19 protein-coding genes and 1 pseudogene are annotated in these 20,582 nt (G+C 73.1%); 11 read left to right on the top strand and 9 right to left on the bottom strand.

Annotated elements, in window-relative coordinates:
* The first annotated feature begins 19 nt into the window (after positions 1 to 19).
* Together ACGF2Y_RS31150 and ACGF2Y_RS31145 are read left to right on the top strand one after the other, a co-directional pair.
* On the top strand, positions 20 to 1,153 hold the full coding sequence (locus tag ACGF2Y_RS31150) for a DUF4190 domain-containing protein (RefSeq protein ID WP_392954417.1): 1,134 nt from the start codon (positions 20 to 22) through the stop codon (positions 1,151 to 1,153).
* A 184-nt stretch (positions 1,154 to 1,337) separates the two neighbouring features.
* Complete coding sequence (locus ACGF2Y_RS31145; protein ID WP_392954415.1) at positions 1,338 to 4,721, top strand: tetratricopeptide repeat protein; 3,384 nt, start codon at positions 1,338 to 1,340, stop codon at positions 4,719 to 4,721.
* 222 nt (positions 4,722 to 4,943) lie between these two features.
* On the opposite strand, the gene ACGF2Y_RS31140 is transcribed toward ACGF2Y_RS31145, so the two are convergent.
* On the bottom strand, positions 4,944 to 5,183 hold the full coding sequence (locus ACGF2Y_RS31140; protein WP_392954413.1) for a hypothetical protein: 240 nt from the start codon (positions 5,181 to 5,183) through the stop codon (positions 4,944 to 4,946).
* 1 nt (position 5,184) lies between these two features.
* The gene (gene mca, locus ACGF2Y_RS31135; RefSeq protein ID WP_392954411.1) at positions 5,185 to 6,066 is read right to left on the bottom strand and encodes a mycothiol conjugate amidase Mca; all 882 of its coding nucleotides are present in this window, start codon (positions 6,064 to 6,066) and stop codon (positions 5,185 to 5,187) included.
* A gap of 191 nt (positions 6,067 to 6,257) precedes the next feature.
* Here mca and ACGF2Y_RS31130 point away from each other — a divergent pair, with 191 nt between their 5' ends.
* Both ACGF2Y_RS31130 and greA read left to right on the top strand, forming a co-directional pair.
* Entirely contained in the window at positions 6,258 to 6,674 is a 417-nt protein-coding gene (locus tag ACGF2Y_RS31130; RefSeq protein WP_392954409.1) for a DUF4307 domain-containing protein, read from the top strand.
* Between the two features lie 184 nt (positions 6,675 to 6,858).
* Positions 6,859 to 7,356, top strand: a complete 498-nt coding sequence (greA, locus tag ACGF2Y_RS31125) for a transcription elongation factor GreA (RefSeq protein WP_392954407.1) — start codon at positions 6,859 to 6,861, stop codon at positions 7,354 to 7,356.
* 112 nt (positions 7,357 to 7,468) lie between these two features.
* Here greA and ACGF2Y_RS31120 read toward each other — a convergent pair whose 3' ends face one another.
* The 4 genes from ACGF2Y_RS31120 to ilvA all read right to left on the bottom strand — a co-directional run bounded on the left by ACGF2Y_RS31120 (position 7,469) and on the right by ilvA (position 11,813).
* Positions 7,469 to 8,287 (bottom strand): DUF899 domain-containing protein, encoded by an 819-nt coding sequence (locus tag ACGF2Y_RS31120; RefSeq protein ID WP_392954405.1) that lies wholly within the window; start codon positions 8,285 to 8,287, stop codon positions 7,469 to 7,471.
* A 71-nt stretch (positions 8,288 to 8,358) separates the two neighbouring features.
* Positions 8,359 to 9,222 carry an ABC transporter permease gene (locus tag ACGF2Y_RS31115; RefSeq protein ID WP_392954403.1) on the bottom strand — a complete coding sequence of 288 codons (864 nt, stop codon included), beginning with the start codon at positions 9,220 to 9,222 and terminating at the stop codon, positions 8,359 to 8,361.
* Positions 9,219 to 10,241: an ATP-binding cassette domain-containing protein gene (locus ACGF2Y_RS31110; RefSeq protein WP_392954401.1), complete on the bottom strand. Its 1,023-nt coding sequence runs from the start codon at positions 10,239 to 10,241 to the stop codon at positions 9,219 to 9,221. Before ACGF2Y_RS31110 ends, ACGF2Y_RS31115 begins: the two co-directional genes overlap by 4 nt.
* A gap of 342 nt (positions 10,242 to 10,583) precedes the next feature.
* Complete coding sequence (gene ilvA, locus ACGF2Y_RS31105) at positions 10,584 to 11,813, bottom strand: threonine ammonia-lyase (RefSeq protein WP_392954399.1); 1,230 nt, start codon at positions 11,811 to 11,813, stop codon at positions 10,584 to 10,586.
* Between the two features lie 157 nt (positions 11,814 to 11,970).
* Between ilvA and ACGF2Y_RS31100 the strand changes: the two genes are divergently transcribed.
* From ACGF2Y_RS31100 to ACGF2Y_RS31085, 4 genes are all read left to right on the top strand, one after another.
* Positions 11,971 to 12,501: a MarR family winged helix-turn-helix transcriptional regulator gene (locus ACGF2Y_RS31100; RefSeq protein WP_392954397.1), complete on the top strand. Its 531-nt coding sequence runs from the start codon at positions 11,971 to 11,973 to the stop codon at positions 12,499 to 12,501.
* A 104-nt stretch (positions 12,502 to 12,605) separates the two neighbouring features.
* The gene (locus tag ACGF2Y_RS31095) at positions 12,606 to 13,250 is read left to right on the top strand and encodes a sigma factor-like helix-turn-helix DNA-binding protein (RefSeq protein ID WP_392954395.1); all 645 of its coding nucleotides are present in this window, start codon (positions 12,606 to 12,608) and stop codon (positions 13,248 to 13,250) included.
* Positions 13,247 to 13,504, top strand: coding sequence for a hypothetical protein (locus ACGF2Y_RS31090; protein ID WP_392954393.1), 258 nt, complete (start codon positions 13,247 to 13,249; stop codon positions 13,502 to 13,504). The genes ACGF2Y_RS31095 and ACGF2Y_RS31090 overlap by 4 nt, the downstream gene beginning before the upstream one ends.
* Positions 13,505 to 13,739: 235 nt before the next feature.
* Positions 13,740 to 13,931, top strand: a complete 192-nt coding sequence (locus tag ACGF2Y_RS31085) for a DUF1059 domain-containing protein (protein WP_392954391.1) — start codon at positions 13,740 to 13,742, stop codon at positions 13,929 to 13,931.
* 131 nt (positions 13,932 to 14,062) lie between these two features.
* On the opposite strand, the gene ACGF2Y_RS31080 is transcribed toward ACGF2Y_RS31085, so the two are convergent.
* On the bottom strand, positions 14,063 to 15,208 hold the full coding sequence (locus ACGF2Y_RS31080; RefSeq protein WP_392954389.1) for a cystathionine gamma-synthase: 1,146 nt from the start codon (positions 15,206 to 15,208) through the stop codon (positions 14,063 to 14,065).
* Between the two features lie 66 nt (positions 15,209 to 15,274).
* Here ACGF2Y_RS31080 and ACGF2Y_RS31075 point away from each other — a divergent pair, with 66 nt between their 5' ends.
* Positions 15,275 to 16,378, top strand: coding sequence for a hypothetical protein (locus ACGF2Y_RS31075; RefSeq protein ID WP_392954387.1), 1,104 nt, complete (start codon positions 15,275 to 15,277; stop codon positions 16,376 to 16,378).
* Between the two features lie 146 nt (positions 16,379 to 16,524).
* Here the strand turns inward: ACGF2Y_RS31075 and ACGF2Y_RS31070 are convergent, their stop codons facing one another.
* Positions 16,525 to 17,730: an MFS transporter gene (locus tag ACGF2Y_RS31070; protein ID WP_392954385.1), complete on the bottom strand. Its 1,206-nt coding sequence runs from the start codon at positions 17,728 to 17,730 to the stop codon at positions 16,525 to 16,527.
* A gap of 150 nt (positions 17,731 to 17,880) precedes the next feature.
* On the opposite strand from ACGF2Y_RS31070, the gene ACGF2Y_RS31065 reads away from it, so the two are divergent.
* Positions 17,881 to 18,798, top strand: coding sequence for a LysR family transcriptional regulator (locus ACGF2Y_RS31065; RefSeq protein ID WP_392954490.1), 918 nt, complete (start codon positions 17,881 to 17,883; stop codon positions 18,796 to 18,798).
* A gap of 183 nt (positions 18,799 to 18,981) precedes the next feature.
* Positions 18,982 to 19,647: a peptide-methionine (S)-S-oxide reductase MsrA gene (gene msrA / locus ACGF2Y_RS31060; protein ID WP_392954383.1), complete on the top strand. Its 666-nt coding sequence runs from the start codon at positions 18,982 to 18,984 to the stop codon at positions 19,645 to 19,647.
* A gap of 52 nt (positions 19,648 to 19,699) precedes the next feature.
* Here the strand turns inward: msrA and ACGF2Y_RS31055 are convergent.
* Positions 19,700 to 20,146: pseudogene (locus ACGF2Y_RS31055) on the bottom strand (TetR/AcrR family transcriptional regulator C-terminal domain-containing protein); the annotation flags it as partial.
* Between the last annotated feature and the right edge of the window lie 436 nt (positions 20,147 to 20,582).

The raw sequence follows: 20,582 nt of genomic DNA, 5'->3' as shown, positions 1-20,582 counted from the left end.
TACGAAAGGGCCCAGGCCCATGACCGTGCCACCGCCTCCGCCGCCCCCCATACCGCCCGGCTCCCCCGGGCCTGCCGGGCCTCCTGCGGCGGGCCCGTACGGTCCCTGGCAGCCGGCTGCCCCGAAGCCGCCGCTCAGCGGGCTCGCCGTCGCCTCGCTCGTCCTGTCGCTGCTCGTCTGCCTCGCGCCGGTGGGGCTGGTCCTCGGGATCGTCGCGCTGGTGCGGATCCCCCGGAACGGCAAGCGGGGCAAGGGGCTCGCCGTCGCCGGGACGGCCGTGGGCGGGGCGGTGGTCGCGCTGACCGCGCTGCTGCTGGTGATCGGCGGGGTGCGGTTCAGCGCCTGGACGGTGGAGGACGGCGAGGTCTTCGGCCCCCGGGAGCCGACGTCGGCATCGCTGTTCGACCTGCGCGAGGACGACTGCTTCACCCCGGCCGACGGCCTGCCCGAGCCCGGCGGGGACCGGCTGAGGAGCACGTCGGCGAAGGTCGTTCCGTGCGACGAGGCCCATCGGGGCCAGGTCTACGGGTCGTTCGAGCTGCGGGGCGAGACGTTCCCCGGAACCGAGGCGATCGTGGCCGGGACCCATAAGGGCTGCGCTCCCCTGCTGCACGACTTCGCACTCGACACCACGGCCCTCCCCCGGGTCCGGTCGTACTACTACCACCCGGACAGGGTCGGCTGGGCGAGCGGCAACCGTACGGTGCTGTGCTGGATCGGCTCCGCCTCCGGGTCACTGGAGAAGTCGCTGCGGCAGGACCCGGCCGACTGGGACGACGTCCAGCTGGCGTATCTGACGGCGATGCGGCCGGCCGGTGAGGCCCGGGTCAGCCGGCCCGCCGACGATCTGCGGAGCGACCTCGACGGCGCCACGGCCTGGGCCGGGCGGATGGCCGCGGGCACAGGCGAGTCGGCCCGGTCGCTCCGCGCCGAGCGCGGCTTCCCGGCGACGGCGCGGGGCCCGGTCGCCGCGTTGGCGGACCGGCTGGAGAAGCTCTCGGCCGTGATGGGCTCCGCCGCGAAGGCATCCACCGCGCAGGAATTCGAGCAGCGCGTGGGGGCGATCGGCACGGAGGACGGGGCCCGTGAGGAACGGGACGTACGGGCTGCCTTCGGGCTGGTGGTGCCGGGCGGCGGCGACCTGGCCGGGTGAGCCGCCCGCCCACGCCTTGGCCCTCCCCTTGCCCGGTACCCCTCGCGCCGGGGAGCGCCACGCAGGAGACTTGACCCCCACGCTCGATATCCGGCGCTCGATATCCGGCGCTTGGTATCCGACGCTTGGTATCCGACGTTCCGGAACCCGAGGTCCGGAGCGCGGCTCTCGGAGGGGGACACCTATGCGGGACAGCCATCGGGCGGAAGCCGAGAGGCTGTTGGTACGCGCCGTGGAGGAGGAGGCGCGGCGCACCGGCGGGCGGGCCGACGCCGGGGCGCTGATGTCGCGGGCGCGGGCGGCGCTCGACACCATGGCCGCCGGTGCGGGCGAGGAGTACGCCGCGTACACGCGGGCGCTCGACTCCCTGGCGGCGGGAGAACGCCCGCTCGCGGAGCGCTTCAGCAGAGCGGCACTCGCAACGCCCCTGCTGGTGACGGGAGTCGCGGCGGCCGCCGCGTTCGGCGCCGACCTGGCGCTCGGCGCGGACACCGGTCTGGCGTTCGGCGCGGGCGCGGTCGTCGCGGTGGCCGGCGCGGCGACGACCGTGGTGAAGGCGACCGCCTCGCACTGGCCGGCCGCCCACCGCCGCGCGGGTGCCGCCGGACAGCCGGGCGGGGCCGAGCAGTTGCGGCTCCAGTGGCTGACCGCCCTTGAGGTACGGGGCATCCGCCCGTACCTGGACCAGCAGCGCATGCTGACCCGATCCGCCCGCGCCCCGAAGAAGCAGGTCGCCGCGGCGGGGCTCCAGTTGCGCGGCGGCGACCGCAGCGCGGCAGCCCGCACCCGGGTGGTGCTGGAGCAGTCCTTCGGTCATCTCCCGCAGGCGGAGGGGCCGTTCGCCGGGCGGCGGGCCGAGCTGGCGCGGATCGCCCAGTGGGTGCACGCGGCCCGCGCCTCCACCCTGACCCGGCCGACCGTCGTCGTGCTGCACGGTGAGCCGGGGTCGGGGCGTACCGCGCTCGCGGTGCGGGCCGCCCATGCGCTCAAGGACCAGTTCCGGGGCGCCTGCGTGGTCGATCTGCGCGGCCAGGTGGCCGGGGAGAGCCCGCTGCCGACCCGGGACGCCCTGCTGCATCTGCTGAACCGGCTGGGCGCGCCGCGCGAGCAGTTGCTGTTCCGCGAGGGGGCGTCGGCCGAGCAGCAGGTGCGACGGCTCGGCGAGCTGTACCACCAGCACCTCACGGGGACGCCGGTCACCATCGTGCTCGACGACGCGACGGACGCCGAGCAGGTCCGCACCCTGGTGCCGGAGCGCTCGGACAGCCTGGTGATCGTCACCGCCCGGGAGCCGCTGGAGCTGCCCGGGGACCTGCCCGCCCGGGTGCACCAGCTGCCGGTCGGCCCGCTGGACGCGGCGGGCGCGGAGGAGCTGCTGCGCGAGGTCGCCGAGGAGAAGGAGACCGGGCCCTACGACTATCCGTCCACGGACGCCGTCGTGGAGCTGTGCGGCGGGCTGCCGCTGGCGCTGCGGGTGGCCGGTTCCGCGCTCGGGGCCCGCAGCCGCCACACGCTGGCCGAGGATCTGGGGGCGGCCCTGCCGGTCAGGCCGGATCAGGGAGCGGGGCCTGGTGCCGTGCGTCGCAAGGCGGAGGAGGGAGTCGACGCGGAGCATCGGCGACCGACGACAACGCCGCGAGGTGCGGTGCCAGGGCACGCGGGCCCGGCCGGATCGGCAGGGCCACCCCCAGGCGCGTACGGGCCGGTGGCCCCGGTGGAGCGGGCGCTGTGGCTGCGCTACACGGACCAGGGCGAGCAGGCCCGGCGGCTGCTGCGGCGGCTCGCGCTGGCGGGCCGGGCCAGTCTCGGCGCGGCGGCGGCGGCCTCGCTGCTCGCGGCGGACGAGCAGGAGGCGGAGCGGCTGCTGACCGTGCTGGCGCGGGCCGGGCTGCTCACCCGCGTACGGGGATCGCGCTACCGGCTGCACGACCTGGTGCGGGCCTTCGCGCTGGCCCGGCTGCTGGACGAGGAGGAGGCGGCCGAGCGGGCGGCGGCGCAGGAGCGGCTGCTGACGAACTACGCGGAGCTGGCCGACGCGGTGATCCGGATGGTCGACGGGAAGATGTCGACCCGCGCCGGGCAGTTCGGTTCGCACGGCTTCGGTTCGCTGGATGCGGCGCTGCGCTGGCTGGACGACGAGTCGAGCTTCATCACGGCGGCGCTGCGGCACACGGAGGGCGTCGACCAGGCCACCGTGCTGCATCTGCTGGGCGCGCTGTGCGACTACTGCCTGCTGCGCGGCGACCTGTACCGCCTGGGCGAGATCAGCGAGCTGACACAGGCGGTGGACCAGGGGCTGCTGGGCCGTTCGGTGCAGTGGCGCACGGGCATCGCGGCCCGGCAGCTCGGCGAGCTGGACAAGGCCCGCACCACCCTGTCCTCCGTCGTCGGCCTCTATCACGAGGCGCGGAACGACGCGGGCGAGGCGCTGGCCCTCTGCTCGCTCGGCATCACCCTGCACCACCAGGGCAATCTGACCGAGGCGGCGGCCCGGCTGGGCGAGGCGCTGGCCCTGCAGTCCTCCGAGGCGCAGGCCGAGGACCGGGCCTGGACCCTGCACGCCCTGGCCGCCGTGGAACGCGACCGGGGCGATCTGGCGAGGGCGCTCACGCTGCTGGACGACGCGCTGCGCCTGCACCGGGAGGGCGAGTCGCTGCACGGCGAGGCGTGGACGCGGTTCCAGCTGGGGCAGGTGCGGCTGCGGACGGGTGAGGTGGCGGCGGCCGAGGAGGCGTTGAGCGCGGCCCTGGAGCTGTACGGGCGTACCCGCGACGGACGCGGCGAGGCGTGGGCGATCACCCAGCTGGCCCGCGCCCGGCTGCTGGACGGCGATCCGGCGGCCGCGCTGGAGCAGTTGCGCGACGCCCTGGCCCGGCACCGGGACAACGAGGACGCGCGCGGTGAGGCGTGGACCCTGTACTACCTGGGTCAGGCGCTGGAGGAGGCCGGGGACACCGATCAGGCGGTCCGCGAGCTGGAACGGTCCCGGACGATGTTCTCCCGGATGCGGGACGTGTACGGGCTGGCGTGCGCCCGGCACCATTCGGGCCGGGTGACGCGGGACCAGCGGGCCGCACAGACGGGCAACCTGCGCAATTCGGGGTTCGCCCGGCAGCTGCTGATGGACGCGCGGGCCGATTTCCGGCGGATCAGGGTGCCGTACGGTCAGGCGTGGGCGTGCGTGGAGCTGGCGTTGATCGACGCGGGCAACGGGCGGGCGCCGCAGGCGCTGGAGCTGTGCGGCGAGGCGGCGGAGCTGTTCGCCTCGTACGGGGACGCGCGGGGCGGCGACTGGGCCCGGTTCCTGCGCTGCACGCTGCTGCCGTACGCCTCGCCCGGGGGCAGCGAGGTGGGCACGGTGGTGGCGCAGCAGGAGCTGGCCGAGCTGATCGAGGCCCGGCACCCGGCGCGGGACGGCAAGCTGGAGCAGTCCGCGGCGGCGTTCGCGGTGGTCCTGGAGCGGGGTGTGGCCCTGGAGGACGGCTGGCAGGCGTGGCGGCTCGGGCTGACCCCGACCCGCACGGCCGGCCAGATCATGGGCGTGGCGACGGAGCCGGCCCGGCCGTGACGGCGGTCCTCGCACGCGTGAGGGGTGCCCGTATCCGTACGGGACGACGGGCCCCCGCACTCGCACCCGTACAGGGTGACGGGCACCCGTACCCGTACGGGATGGCGGCCGCCCGTACCCGTACCGGCTTACGAGATCCGCCCCCGTCCCCGTACGCGTGAGGGGCGTCCGGCACCGGGGGCCGGACGCCCTTCCCTTGACGCGCGCGGCCCCCGGCGCGGGTTACTTCCGGGGGGAGGACGCCCCGTCGCCGACCGGTTCGGCGGCCACCGCCGCCGGGTCGGGGGCCTCCTCGAAGTTGACCTTGCCCATGTGGCGGTTCATCGACTTCATCAGTGCCCACACGCCGACGGCGAGCGCCGCGAAGACGAGGAAGCCGAGGACGCCGGGGGTCACCTTGTTCTTGTCGAGCTCTTCGGCGGCGAGCGGGACGAGGTGCGTCAGTGCCTGGGTCGCGTACATATCAGGCATTGTCGCGGATGCCCGCGAAGAGGTCGCTCTCGGGGAGGGAGGTATCGACCAGCGACTTCGCCAGCTCGTACTCCTCGGTCGGCCAGACCTCGCGCTGGATGTCCATCGGAACCCGGAACCAGCCGCCCTCCGGGTCGATCTGCGTGGCGTGCGCGATGAGCGCCTTGTCGCGGATCTCGAAGAACTCGTCGCAGGGAACGTGCGTGGTCAGGGTGCGCTCGACGCGCTCGAACTCCTTCCAGCGCTCCAGCCACTCGCCGTAGGGGGACTCCAGGCCCCGGGCGAGGAGCGCCTCGTGCAGGGCGACGGTGCGCGGCCGGTTGAAGCCCTGGTTGTAGTAGAGCTTCTGCGGCTCATAAACCGGGCCGAACTCGTCCTCGGGGAACTTCTCCTTGTCGGCCGCACCGTCGAACGCGATCATCGAGATCGTGTGCGTCATGATGTGGTCGGGGTGCGGGTAGCCGCCGTTCTCGTCGTACGTGGTGATGACCTGCGGCCGGAACGCGCGGATCTTCGCCACCAGGCGCCCCGCGGCGCTCTCGGGGTCCTCCAGGGCGAAGCAGCCCTCGGGCAGCGGCGGCAGCGGGTCGCCCTCGGGCAGCCCCGAGTCGACGAAACCGAGCCACTCCTGCTGGACGCCCAGGATCTCCCGGGCCTCGTCCATCTCCTTCTTGCGTACCTCGTGGATGTTCTCCTCGATGTACGCGTCGCCCTGGAGCTTCGGGTTGAGGATGGAGCCGCGCTCGCCTCCCGTGCAGGTCACGACCAGCACGTCCACCCCCTCGGACACATACTTGGCCATGGTGGCCGCGCCCTTGCTCGACTCGTCGTCGGGGTGGGCGTGAACGGCCATCAGTCGCAGCTGCTCAGTCAAAGCTCGATCCTCAGTCATAGGTCGCTCATAGGTCACTCTGGTCGATCACGGGTCGGTCCGGTCTCTGCCTCAGAGGTGCCGGCCCGCACGGCATCGGTGTGGGGCGCGGTCGGGTGACGGGCGGGCGGCTTCTATAGTGACTGAACGAGGGGCTGGAAAATTCCTCGATGCCCGGTCCGGAGGGAACGATCATGACGGCGGTTCGCGAGACTGCGCCCGAGGGGCGGTACGGCCGGACCGAGGACCGGAGTGCGGACCGCAAGCTGAAGATCGTCGGATCGGTCCTGGGCGTCGCCCTGATCGGCGTGATCGGGTGGATCGGTTTCGACTACGTGGGCGGCCAGCGCATCAGCGCCGAGATGATCAAGTTCAAGGTCGTCTCCGACACCCGGGCCGATGTCCACCTGGAGGTCCGCAAGGACCGCGAGGGCCACGGCTACTGCCTGGTGCGGGCGCTCAGCGAGGACGGCTCCGAGGTGGGCCGCAAGGAGGTCCGGTTCGACCGGGCCGAGGACCGGATCGACGAGGTCGTGAGCGTGGTGACCCGGTCCAGGGCGACCGCGGTCGAGCCGATGGGCTGCACCGCCGACGACGGCCCGACCGGCTGATCCTGGACGCACCCCTTGTGACCTGCGACGCTACGGATCGTAGCGACCGGTCCTGGCGTGTGACGTTTTACCTTCTCCCCCTTTTCCTGCGGAATTGTTAGGCTCGTGGTTTCGCCCACCCGTGGAGGCACATGCTTCTGGGTAGGGCGATGCTTTGTATTCCCAGCACCGACGAGGAGCACCTGTGACCCAGACCAGCGAAAACGTCACCTGGCTCACGCAGGATGCGTACAACCAGCTGAAGGCCGAGCTGGAGTACCTGTCTGGTCCCGCGCGCACGGAGATCGCCGTCAAGATCGCGGCGGCCCGCGAGGAGGGTGACCTCCGGGAGAACGGCGGGTACCACGCGGCCAAGGAGGAGCAGGGCAAGATGGAGCTGCGGGTGCGCCAGCTGACCCAGCTTCTGGAGCACGCGAAGGTCGGCGAGGCCCCGGCCGACGACGGCGTGGTCGAGCCCGGCATGGTCGTCACGATCGCCTTCGACGGCGACGAGAGCGACACGATGACCTTCCTCCTCGCCTCCCGCGAATACGCCAGCACGGAGATCGAGACGTACTCCCCGCAGTCCCCGCTCGGCATCGGCGTGAGCGGCAAGCGGACGGGCGAGGACGCGGAGTACGAACTGCCGAACGGCAAGACCGCCACGGTGAAGATCCTGGCGGCGAAGCCCTACTCCGGCTGACCCACCACGACGGAACGACGCGGGAGCCCCGGCCTTCGGAAGGCCGGGGCTCCCGTGCGTCGCCGCGCGCCCCGGGTCCTACCGGCGGACCGGGCCGTCCCGGTGGGCCGGGTCAGGAGTGGTCGCCGGTGCGGCCGAGGGTCTTCTCAGGCGTCGCGCCGGGGCGGGTCCACTGCGGGGTGGGGCGGCTGGCCGGGCCCCAGCCGGCGGTGCCGTCCGCGTCCGTGCGCCAGTACCAGCAGACCTGGCCGGCCTCGCCCGGATACCCCTCGCGGACATGGCCGAGCACGGGCCGGCCCTCGGGGTTGTCCTCCCACGCCTCGCCGCGGCCGTAGGGCGTCATGTCGAGCAGGCCGAACGTGCCATTGGCCGACTCGATTCCGCGGCCCGTCGTGGAGTAGGTGAGGAACACGCGCCCGCCGTCGCGCAGGAAGCAGACGAAGTGGCCCATCTCGCCGCCGATCGGCGCGTCCAGGCCCCGCACCGAGTACCAGGGCTGGGTGTAGCCCATGAACGCGGTGTAGGCGGCCACCTCCTCCCAGGTCCCCGTGGTCAGGACGGCGCACGAGACGCCCCGGGCGTTGAGGTACACGGCGTCCTTCAGGTGCCAGACCGCGGTGGTGCAGCCCTCGCACTGGCCCTGGTGCGGTGCGCCGTCGTACCACATGTGCTGGTACACGATGAGCTCGTCGCGGCCCTGGAAGAGGTCGAGGAACGGAACCGGGCCCTCGGGTCCGACGACCTCGACGGTCCCGTCGATCTCCACCATCGGCAGCCGGCGGCGGGCCGCGGCGAGCGCGTCGCCCTGGCGGGTGTGGGCCTTCTCGCGGACCAGGAGTTCATCCCGGGCGGCCTGCCAGGTGGCCAGGTCGACGACGGGCGGGTGGCCGGGCCGTGTGGTGGCCGGGCCGTCGTCGGGTGCGTTCGTCATGGTGTGTCCTCCTTGGTGTCTCTGCCGGGGAAGCCGGTGTGTCTCGTACCGGCGGGATGCCGGCGCACGCGTCAGACGGCGGCCGAGCGGTACTTCCGGACCGCCAGGGTGCGGAAGACCACGATGATCAGCACGGACCAGATGACCGAGGCGAGAATCGGGTGCTCCATCGGCCAGGCCCCGGTGACCGACTTCGGCACGCCCGGCATGGTGTTCCCGAAGAGCTGACGGGCCCCGGCCACCGTGGCGCTGAAGGGGTTCCATTCGGCGACGTGCTGGAGGAACGCCGGCATGCCGGTGACCGGCACGAAGGCGTTCGAGATGAACGTCAGCGGGAACAGCCAGATCAGCCCGCCGGAGGTCGCCGCCTCCGGGGTGCGCACGGACAGGCCGATCAGGGCCCCGATCCAGGAGAACGCGTAGCCGAGCAGGAGCAGCAGCAGGAAGCCGCAGAGCACCTTGCCGATGTTCTCGTGGGTGCGCCAGCCGACGATCAGCGCGACTCCCGCGAGCACCACGAGCGTGAGCGTGGTCTGTACGAGGTCGGCGAGCGTCCGTCCGGTGAGGACCGCGCCCCGGGCCATCGGCAGCGACCGGAAGCGGTCGATGAGCCCCTTGTGCATGTCGTCGGCGATGCCCGCGCCGGCCCCGGCGGTGGCGAAGGTGACGGTCTGGGCGAAGATGCCCGCCATCAGGAACTCCTTGTACAGCTGCGGATCGGTGGAGCCGCCGATGCTGATCGAGCCGCCGAAGACGTAGGTGAACAGGACCACGAACATGATCGGCTGGATCAGTCCGAAGATCACCATCTCGGGGATCCGGGTCATCCGGATCAGATTCCGCTTGGCGACGACGAGGGAGTCCTTCACGGACTGCGCGACTCCCCCGGACGGCCGTGGCACCAGCGTGGGGGCATCCTTGGTGATCGCGCTCACTGGGTGTCCTCCTTCATCCGGGAGTCACGGGATCGTTCCGCTTGTGCCCCGCCGGACTCCTCGTCCCCCTGCTCGGGGACTTCGGCCGCATGACCGGTGAGGGAGAGGAACACGTCGTCCAGGGTGGGCCTGCGCAGCGCGATGTCGTCGATCTCCACGTCCTGGGCGTCTAGGGCCCGGATGATCTCGGCCAGCAGTTTGGCCCCGCCGCTCACCGGGACGGTCAGCTTGCGGGAGAGCCGGGCCACGGTGACCTCGCCCCTGCCGAGGGCGGTCAGCACGGACCGGGCGCGCTCGATCTCGTCGGGGCGGTGCACGACGACCTCGACGCGCTCGCCGCCGGTGCGGGCCTTGAGCTGGTCGGAGGTGCCGCGGGCGATGACCTTGCCGTGGTCGATGACGCAGATGTCATGGGCGAGGCGGTCGGCCTCCTCCAGATACTGCGTGGTCAGCAGCAGGGTCGTGCCGCCCGCCACCAGGTCCTCGATCACGTCCCAGAGCTGCTGCCGGTTGCGCGGGTCGAGCCCGGTCGTCGGCTCGTCCATGAACATCACGGGCGGGGAGACGACGAGTGCCGCCGCGAGGTCGAGGCGCCTGCGCATACCGCCGGAGTACGTCTTGGCGGTGCGGTCGGCGGCGTCGCCGAGATTGAACCGGTCCAGCAGGACGCCCGCGCGGGCCTTCGCGTCCCGGGAGCTGAGCTGGTAGAGCTGCCCGACCATCTGGAGGTTCTCCCGGCCGGTCAGATACTCGTCGACCGCGGCGAACTGCCCGGAGAGCCCGATCGACCGGCGTACCTCGTTGGGCTTCTTCAGTACGTCGATCCCGGCCACGACGGCCGTGCCGCTGTCCGGGCGCAGCAGCGTGGTCAGCACCCGTACGGCGGTGGTCTTGCCCGCGCCGTTGGGCCCGAGCAGTCCGAGGACGGTACCCGCGGGGACGTCGAGATCGACGCCGTCCAGGGCTCGTACGTCGCCGAAGGTCTTCACCAGACCTTCGGCGTGGATCGCACCTGGCATGGAGGGACTCCCCCGTCACTCGCGGATGGTGTCGCCGGTGGCGGCTTTCCGGTCCGATCCTAGGATCGGCGGGCCCGCGCCGCCCGGCGAACGGGCACATCCCGACCAGACAGCGCGAAACCAGCCGTTCCGGGCGATCACGAGATCAGCCGCTCCGACCGACCGCGAGATCAGCCGCTCCGACCGACCGCGGGACCAGCCGTCCCGACCGACCACGGGACCAGCCATTCCGACCGACCGCGGGACCAGCCGTCCCGACCGACCACGGGACCAGCCATTCCGACCGACCGCGGGACCAGCCGTCCCGACCGACCACGGGACCAGCCGTCCCGGGCGGGTTCCTCAGCCCATCACCCGGTAGCCCGCCGCGCGCAGCGCCGCCTCGACCTCCGCGCAGTGCTGCGGGCCCTTCGTCTCCAGATGCAGGTCGACCTCCGCCTCGGTCAGCCCGAGGCGCGGGTCGGTGCGCACATGGCTGATGTCGAGGACGTTGGCGTCGGCCACGGTCAGTGCGGCCAGCAGGGCGGCCAGCGCCCCCGGGCGGTCGGTGAGCCGCAGCCGCAGGCTCAGGTAGCGGCCCGCCGCGGACATCCCGTGCCGCAGGATGCGCTGCATCAGCAGCGGGTCGACGTTGCCGCCGGACAGCACGGCCACCACCGGCCCCCGGAACGCCTTCGGGTCGCTGAGCAGCGCGGCCACCGGGCTGGCCCCGGCCGGCTCGACGACCAGCTTGGCCCGCTCCAGGCAGAGCAGCAGCGCGCTGGACAGCTCGTCCTCGGTGACCGTGCGGATCTCGTCGACCAGCTCTTCGACCAGCCGATACGGTACGTCGCCGGGGCGGCCCACCTTGATGCCGTCGGCCATCGTGGCCGGGGAATCGAGCGAGACGGGGTGCCCGGCGGCCAGGGAGGGCGGGTAGCAGGCGGCCTCCTCGGCCTGGACGCCGACGATCCGGACGTCGGGGCGCAGGGCCTTCACCGCGACGGCGACGCCCGCCGCGAACCCGCCGCCGCCGACGCCGAGGACGATCGTGCGGACCTCCGGGCACTGCTCCAGGATCTCCAGACCGACGGTGCCCTGGCCCGCGATGATGTCGGGGTGGTCGAAGGGGTGGATGAAGACCGCGCCGGTCTCCTCCGCGTACTCCTGCGCGGCGGCGAGGGTCTCGTCGACGACCTGGCCGTGCAGCCGCACCTCGGCCCCGTACTCCCGGGTCGCGGCGACCTTGGGCAGGGGCGCCCCGAGGGGCATGAAGACCGTGGAGCGTACGCCGAGGAGCGAGGAGGCGAGCGCGACGCCCTGGGCGTGGTTCCCGGCGCTGGCGGCGACGACCCCGGCCGCCCGCTCCACCGGGGTGAGGCCGGAGATCCGGACGTAGGCGCCGCGCAGTTTGAAGGAGCCGGTGCGCTGGAGGTTCTCGCACTTGAGGTGGACGGGGGCGCCGACCAGCTCGGTCAGATGACGGCTGCCCTCCAGGGCGGTCACCCTGGCCACCCCTGCCAGCATTTTCTGCGCGCCCCGGACGTCGTCGAGGATCAGGGCCGGGTGGGGGGCGGTCGTGCGGAAGCTCATGTCCGCAAGTCTTGCAGCTGGAAGAGCACCCGGCAGACTTGTCTCATGGCGGCCTGCGGTGGTGTCCGCAGGTTTGTGCGGCACTGGTACGCGTTGCCCCGGGGCCGCGTACTCTGTCCCCCACCTATCCGACACCGCACGAAGAGAGCCCCCGGCCATGCCCCCTCAGGACATGACGACTGCTGCGTCTCCTTCCGGGGGCGCCGCCCCCGAACACCCGGGCCCCGAACGTCTGCTGGACTCGCTCCAGCACCAGGTGGCGGTCTTCGCCCGCCGTGCCGAGCAGACCCGCCTCGGCGGTGTCGGCCAGGTCCGCAACTCGATGGACCGGGCGGCGTACCTGCTGCTGAACCGTCTTGACCGGGAAGGCCCGATGGGCGTCAAGGCGCTGGCGGCCGGGATGGGTATCGACTCCTCGACGGTGACACGGCAGGTCGCGCCGCTCGTCGACACCGGTCTGGTCAAGCGCACCTCGCACCCGGAGGACGGGCGGGCCGTGGTGCTCCAGCTCTCGCCGCGCGGCCAGGCCCGGCTGGACGAGGTCCGCGCCTCGCGGCGCGAGCTGATGTCCCAGGTGACGGACGGCTGGTCGGAGGAGGAGCGGGACATCTTCTGTACCCTGCTCACCCGTTTCAACGGATCGCTGGCCGCCCGGCAGGCCGCGCACCAGCCGCCGCACTCCGACTGACGGCGAGCGCCGTCGTCCGGTTCGGCGGACGAGGCGGCCCTTCCCCGTACCGGCCGTGTACGGGCTCTTGACCGGGGCGGTGCACCGGCGTTCGTATGTGGTCCATGGCTGAGCGGGCGACGCATCAGGACCGGCTCCGCGCCCTGGAGTTCGAGAACTTCGTGGCGGGCGCGGGCGGACGCCTGCTGCACACGGCGACGCTGCTCACCGGCGAACCGTCCGATCCGCCGGGCGGGTATCCACGGGCCGAGCGGCTGCTGCGCGCGGCGCTCGCGGGTACGTACGCCGACTGGGACCGGCTGCGCGGCGGCGACCCCTACGACCGGGCCCGCCGGGAGCTGGCTCTCCGGTTCGCCCGGGAGGCCCGGCGCCACCGGCGGCCGCGCGGCGGTCCGCTGGACCGGCTGACCCCCGTCGAGCGGCTCGTTCTCGTCCTGCGGCTGTACGAGGAGGTCGGCGAGGAGCAGACGGCGGCGCTGCTCGGGCTGCCGGCCGACCGGATCCGCGCGGTGTGCGCCCGCGCGATGACGACGCTGCGGGCGGCCGGGGCCGCTGCGACGGGGCACGGGACGACCGGGGCGGGGCACGGGACCGCTCGGACGGGGCGTGGGGCCGCTCGGGCGGGGCACGGGACCGCTGCACCTGAGCCGGCGTCCCGGCGCGGGGCCGCCGCACCCGGGAGCGGGGCCGCCGCACCCGGGCCGGGGCCGGGACAGGAGCCGCCGCCGGGTCCCCGGGGGGCGCCATGAGCGGCGACCGCCCGGATCCGCGTGAGGAACAGGTCCGCCGGATGCTGGACGGCCCGCACCCGGCCCTGCCGCCGGACCTGGCCGCGCGGGCGGTTCTGCGCGGCGGACGCCGGCTGCGGCTGCGCCGTGCGGTGCACCGGACGGCGGGCTGGCTGCTGGCCGCAGCGCTCGCGGCGTTCCTCGTCTGGGCCGGGGTCGAGCAGCCGTGGGCGACCGAGCCCGCCCAGGTCACTCCGCCGTTGGAGGGCTGGTGAGCCGTTGGGCTCCCGGTGCTAGGGGGTGTCCGGCGGATCAGGGCCGGATAGGCCGCGGCGTCTGGTGCGGTGCATCGCAAGGCGCTGGAGCGTCCTCATCGCGGAGCGATTCGGGCGTTTCGGCAACGCGGCGAGGTGCCGTGCCAGGCGTCGCGGACCCGGCCCTGATCCGCCGGACACCCCCTGGAGGTCTACGCTGGAAACGTCGGTCCTCGAACGAGCCGAGGAGGCCTTGATGACCAGGAAGATCGCGGACTGCCGCAAGCACCCGAGCGAGATGAACTGTTCCCTCACCATCGCCGGTGAGGAGGACGAGGTCGTCCGGGCCGCGAGCGAACACGCGGCGTCGGTCCATGGACACCAGGACGGTCCCGAACTGCGCGAGCAGATCAGGGGCATGTTGGAGGACGAGAAGGTGAGCGTCTGAACGTCAGGAGCGCCCGCCGGTCCCGACGGGCGCTCCTCGTGTTTCCGGGCCTTCGGCCCCTGGATCAGCCCAGGGCCTCGGTGAGGCCCCTCGATCAGCGGATCAGCGCAGGGCCTGGCTGAGGTCGGCGATCAGCGCAGGGCCTGGGTGAGGTCGGCGATCAGGTCGTCGCCGTTCTCGATGCCGACGGAGAGCCGGACCAGGTCGGCCGGGACCTCCAGCGGGGACCCGGCGGCGGAGGCGTGCGTCATCCGGCCCGGGTGCTCCAGGAGGGATTCGACGCCTCCGAGGGACTCGCCGAGCGTGAAGAGCTTCGCCCGGTTGCAGACCTCGACCGCCGCTTCCTCGCCGCCCGCGACGCGGAAGGACACCATGCCGCCGAAGGACTTCATCTGCTTGGCGGCGACCTCGTGGCCGGGGTGCTCGGGCAGGCCCGGGTAGAGGACCTGGGAGACCTTGGGGTGCCGGGTCAGGAGGTCGGCGACCTTGGTGGCGTTCTCCGTGTGCCGGTCCATGCGGACGGCGAGGGTCTTGATGCCGCGCAGCACGAGCCAGGCGTCGAAGGGTCCGGCGACCGCGCCCATGGCGTTCTGGTGGTACGCCAGTTCCTCGGCGAGTTCCGGATCGCTGACGACGAGCGCGCCGCCGACGACGTCGGAGTGACCGCCCATGTACTTGGTGGTGGAGTGCACGACGACGTCCGCGCCGAGCGCGAGGGGCTGCTGGAGGTAGGGCGAGGCGAAGGTGTTGTCGACGACGAGCCGGGCCCCGGCCTGCCGGGCGACCTGGGCCACGGCGGCGATGTCGGTGATGCCGAGCAGCGGGTTGGACGGGGTCTCCACCCAGATCGCCTTGGTGCGCGGAGTGAGCGCGGCCCGGACGGATGCCACGTCCGAGGTGTCGGCCACGGAGAACTCCACGCCCCACCGCGAGGCGACCTTCGCGAACAGCCGGAACGTGCCGCCGTAGGCGTCGTTCGGGATGACCACGTGGTCGCCGGGGGTCAGCAGCGTACGCAGGAGGCAGTCCTCGGCGGCGAGACCGGAGGCGAAGGCGAGACCGCGGCGGCCGCCTTCGAGGGCCGCGAGGTTCTCCTCCAGCGCGGTGCGGGTCGGGTTGGCGCTGCGGCTGTACTCGTAGCCGCCGCGCAGTCCGCCCACGCCGTCCTGCTTGTACGTGGACACCTGGTAGATCGGCGGAACCACCGCGCCGGTGAGGGGGTCGGCGGTGTTCCCCGCGTGGATGGCGAGGGTTTCGAAGCTGTGCTGGTCGCTCATGGGGCCGAGCGTAGTTCGTGAAGAGGGCCCTTACCGGCCACTCGCCGTTCCAGGGACAATGGGACCATGGAGATTCTGTTGTTCCTGCTCGCGATGTGCATGCTCGCGGCGGTCATCGGCCCCTGGGTCATGCGCCGCCGGGGCGGTATCCGCCAGGTCGCCCCCGGTTCGCCGGACGCCGCCGACCCGGACACGTACGGCTTCGCCCGCCAGGAGGAGCTGGACGTCCGGATGCCGGGCCCGGATCAGGATCTCCTGGACGTGCTCGACGTCGTCCAGGGCACCCAGCAATGGCGGTCGGCCGCCCAGCTGCTCGCCGGGACGCCGAAGGAGGGCGAGGTGCGCTGGCAGCGGATCCAGGCCTTCGCGGGCGCGGCCTCGCTGGAGCTGGCGCAGCAGCCCGGGGTGGGCGGCGCGTGGCTGCGGGCCTGGCGCGCGGAGTCCCCGAAGGACGCGGGCGGTGCCGCGGTGCACGCGGAGTTCCTGGTGCAGCAGGCGTGGCGCTCCTCGGCGGCGGGCAGCGACGACTTCCGGATCATCCTGGAGGAGGCCCGTACGGTCTGCGGCGAGGCGGCCCTGCTCGCGCCGGGCGACCCGGTGCCGTACATCGTGGAGCTGGCGGTGGCCCGGGGCCTGAACTACACCCCCGAGCAGTTCGACCAGCTCTGGGCGAAGATCATCGACCGGGCCCCGGCCCATATGGGCGCGCACATCGCGGCGCTGCACTTCCACTGCGAGAAGTGGCACGGCTCGCGCGCGGACGCCGACCGGTTCGCCACGGCGGCCGCCGCCCGCGCCCCGCAGGGTTCGCTGCTGGCGGCGCTGCCGCTGTTCGCGGTGTACGAGCACCTGCCGGAGGTCAACCTGGTGCAGGGCTTCTACCGCGGCCAGGTGGTCACCAAGGCGGTCGAGGGCGCGATGTTCGCGGTGCACGCGGCGCGTCCGGACGACCCGATGCTGGCCCATGTCCGGCATCTGCTGGTGCTGTTCCTGGTCCACATGGAGCGCTGGTCGGAGGCGATGCACCAGCTGGTCCTCGTGGACGGCCATGTGGGCGCGCTGCCGTGGACCCAGAACCCGGATCCGGCGGCGCAGTACACGGTCTACCGGGCGCTGGCGGTCGCGGGGTACGAGGCGAACGGCGGCAGCCCGGCGACGCTGCCGCACTGATCTCCGCACGGGAACCACGTCACGTCCGGGCTCTGCCTCTCCGTGTCCCCGTGCCTCCGTGTTCTCTGTACGGGCGTCACGTCACGTCCTGCTCTCCGTGTCCCCGTGCTTCCGTGTCTCCGTGTCTCCGTGCCTCCGTACGGGGGTCACGTCCTGGCGGGTGCCGGGGCCCGGCCGACCGCCGTGGTCACCAGCGCACCCGCCACGAGGGCCGCGCTCGTCACCGTGGCCGCCGTGACGCCGATGCCGTCCGCCACCAGGCCGCCGGCCAGCGCCCCGAGCGCGATGGCCCCGTTGAACACCCCGACGAACAGCGAGGACGCGGCCTCGCGGGCGTCGGGGGCGGCGAGCAGCACCCAGGTCTGCGTGCTCACCGAGACCCCGCCGTAGCCGAGGCCCCAGACGGCCATCAGTACGGCCGCGAGGGCGGGGGAACCGCCCAGCCACGGCAGAGCGGCCACGGTGGGCGCCAGGACCGTGCCGATCACCAGCAGTGTCGTGCGGGGCGAGCGGGCCGCTCCCGCCCCGGCGAGGAAGTTCCCGGCCACGCCGGCGACTCCGTACACCAGGAGCAGGGCCCCGATCGTGCTCCCGCCGACGCCGGAGACGTCCTCCAGGACCGGCCTGATGTACGTGTACGCGGCGAAGTGCCCGGTGACGAGGAAGCCGACGACGACGAGACCCGTACGCAGCCGGGGGTCGCGGGTCAGCCGCAGCACACCGCCGAGCGGAACCGTGCGCTCCGCAGGCAGCCGGGGAAGCAGGAGCGCCGCCGCGACCAGCACCGCCAGTCCGAGCCCGGCGGCCGCGAGGAACGCGGCGCGCCAGCCCGCGAGGGCGCCCAGGTACGTACCGGCGGGGACGCCCAGGACGGACGCCACGGCGATACCGCTGAAGACCAGGGAGGTGGCGGCGCCGGCGGATGCCGCCGGGACCAGGCGCACCGCGAGCCCGGCCGCGACGGCCCAGACGCCGCCCATGCCGATGCCGACCAGGACGCGCGCGACGACCATGGTCCCGAAGCCGGGCGCCCAGGCCGCACCGAGGTTGCCGACGACCAGCACGGCGACCAGCGCGCACAGGGCCGTACGCCGGTCGGCGCGGCCCAGCAGCGGGACGAGGACCGGGGCCGAGAGCGCCGCGACGAGGCCGGTGATCGTCAGCGTCAGACCGGCCACGCCCTCCGGGACGCCGAGCGAGCGGCCCATCGGGGTGAGCAGCCCGACGGGCAGCATCTCGGACGTGACCACCGTGAACGTGCCGAGCGTGAGGGCCGCCACCCCCCACCAGCCGTTGCGCGAGGGCGTCGGGCGGGCGCCCGGGGCGCCTGAGAATTCCTGAACCTGCGTCATGTCCCCAGCCAACCGAGGACGGTGACCGGGAACAACGGCCGGACTCTCATCCTTCTATGAGCTGGGCTCATGGACCAGGACCAGGACCAGGACCGGAACCAGGACCGGAACCAGGACCGGAACCAGGACCGGGGAAAGCGGGGGAAACGCGTGAGCAATCCGGAGATCCGGGAACTGGAGGCCTTCCTCGCGCTGGCCGAGGAGCTCCACTTCGGCCGGGCCGGAGAGCGTCTCTACCTCTCGCAGAGCCGGATCAGCCAGCTGCTGCGGGCCCTGGAGAGCAGGATCGGCGGCCGGCTGGTCGACCGCACGAGCCGCCGGGTCCGGCTCACCCCGCTCGGCGCACAGCTCCATGCGGGGCTGCGGCCCGCCTTCGACGCGATCGTCACGACGATCGGCGAGGTACGGGACGCGGCGCGGGGCGTCGGCGGGCTGTTCCGCGTCGGCTTCCAGGGGACGGCGAGCGACCCGTTCATGCGGGCGGTCGCGGCCTTCCGGGACGGGCACCCCGACTGCGCCGCCGAGATCGTGGAGATCCCGCTCTGCGATCCGTTCGGCGCGGTGCGCCGCGGGGATGTGGACGCGGCGGTGGTGCTGATGCCGGTCCAGGACGAGGAGTTGGTGCTCGGCCCGGTCTTCTCCGCCCGGCCGCTGACCCTCGCCGTCTCCGACCGGCACCCGTACGCGCGCCGCCCCGGCATCGACGCCGAGGACCTGGCGGGCTGCCCGCTCATCGGCGTCCACGGGGCGGCCCCGGAGTACTGGCGCCTGGCCCAGGCCCCGGCCGTCACACCCGGCGGCCGCGCGATTCCGGCCGGGCCCTCGGTGAGCAGTCTTCAGGAGGGCCTCGCTCTGGTGCGGGCGGACCGGGGCGCGATGCTGTTGTGCGACCCGACGGCCGACTACTACGGCAGCCACGCGGTGGCCTTCGTGCCGGTGACCGGTCTCCCGGAGTCCTCTCTGGCGCTGGTGTGGCACCGGAACCACGAGACGGCCCGGACGCGGGGCTTCGCACGGGCACTGGCGGCGGTGACGGCAGTGACGGCAGTGACGGATACGGAAGGGTGAGCGCAGGCGAAGAGAGAAAGCCGGGGGAATGCAGGGGGAAGCCGGGGGATGCAGGGGGATGCAGGGGGATGCAGGGGGATGCAGGGGCAGCAGCGAGTGGGCAGACCCGCCTCCGCACCCGGAATCCCGGCGGCCACTCCCTTGTTGTAGGGACAGAACACCGACCCCCGGAGGAGCCCCCGCATGTTCCTGAACCACCGCACCCCCGAGCTCCCCACCCCGGAGCAGGCCCTGCGCGGCCGCCCCGTCCCCGAATTCACCGTCCCCTCCCGCCACACGGTCCTCGGCAACCCCCTGGTGGGCCCGTATCCGGAGGGCCTGGAGGTGGCGGACTTCGCGCTGGGCTGTTTCTGGGGCGCGGAGCGGAAGTTCTGGCAGACCGAGGGCGTCTGGACGACGCTCGTCGGCTACCAGGGCGGCTACACGGAGAACCCCTCGTACGAGGAGGCCTGCTCGGGCCTGACCGGGCACACGGAGGCGGTACGCGTGGTCTTCGACCCGGCCGTCGTCCCGTACCCGGAGTTGCTGAAGCTCTTCTGGGAGTCGCACAACCCGACCCAGGGCTTCCGCCAGGGCAATGACGTGGGCACCCAGTACCGCTCCGCGATCTACACCCACTCCCCCGCCCAGGCGGCGGCCGCCGACGCGTCCCGCGAGGCGTACCAGAAGGTCCTGACGGCCTCCGGCCACCAGGAGATCACCACGGAGATCCTCCCGGCCGAGGGCCGCCCGTTCTGGCCGGCGGAGGCGTACCACCAGCAGTATCTGGACAAGAACCCGGGCGGCTACTGCGGCATCGGCGGTACGGGAGTGTCCTGCCCGATCGGCGTGGCCCCGGCCGAGGGCTGATCCGGACCGCAGGAGCCCCCAGCCCTCCTGTCAGGAACCTCCGGGCCTCCGGTCAGGAGCCCCCAGCCCTCTCGTCAGAAACCTTTAGGCTTCCTGGCCTCTCGTTCGGCTCGGGCTCGACGTCGTCGGCCAGCATCGCCGGAAGCAGTCGCCGCAGCAGCCGTACGAACAGGGCGTCCCGGTCGGCCGGGGGCGGTGCGCCCGCCACGGTGAGGGCGGCGAGCAGGTGCGGGTGGCGGCCCTCGGCGGCGACCGCCGCCAGGTGGGCCGTCTGCGCGGGCGGGTTGCCGGTGCCCGCCGCGAGGGCCTCCCGGCGGGCGAAGAGGGTGGCCAGACCGCCGATGAGGCCGATGGCCTCCAGCTTCTGACCGGCGGTGCCGGGCGCGGGGGCCAGGATTCCGAGCGCGTGGTCGAGGTAGTCGACCGCGTGCGGGCCCAGCACCTCGCCGCGCCGGTCGTTCAGATCGGCCAGCCACGGGTGTCGGACGTGCGCGGCCCTCCAGCCGGGCGTCGGCCACGACATCCCGCGCGAACGGCACGCCGCCGTCGCCGCCGAGGTGCGGGCACTCGCGGACCGGGCCACCCGGATCGACGACCGCCCGTAACGGCCCTCCCCGGGTCAGGGCACAGCCGCACGCAACGCCCTCCGGGGGCAGGGGCGGCTGCTGCGCACACACTCCCCCCTCGGTCAGGAGCACGGTCGCACGCAACGCCCCTCGGGTCAGGGCGGCCGCACGCAACGCCCCCTCGGATCAGCGCGGCTGAACGTAGCGCGCCCCTCGGGATGCTCTTATGGATGTCAAGCAGCGGTTGTGAGGTGGCTCGGGTCTGCTGCTGTGGCGTTGGTGGCGGTCAGGACGTGGAAGATCTCGCGGGCGACGAACCGCTTGAGGCAGCGGATGATCTCCTTCTTCGAGAGACCCTCTTTGGTACGT

This window comes from Streptomyces sp. NPDC048142, assembly GCF_043202835.1.
Classification (GTDB): domain Bacteria; phylum Actinomycetota; class Actinomycetes; order Streptomycetales; family Streptomycetaceae; genus Streptomyces.
This window is presented reverse-complemented; position numbering and strand designations above follow the sequence as displayed.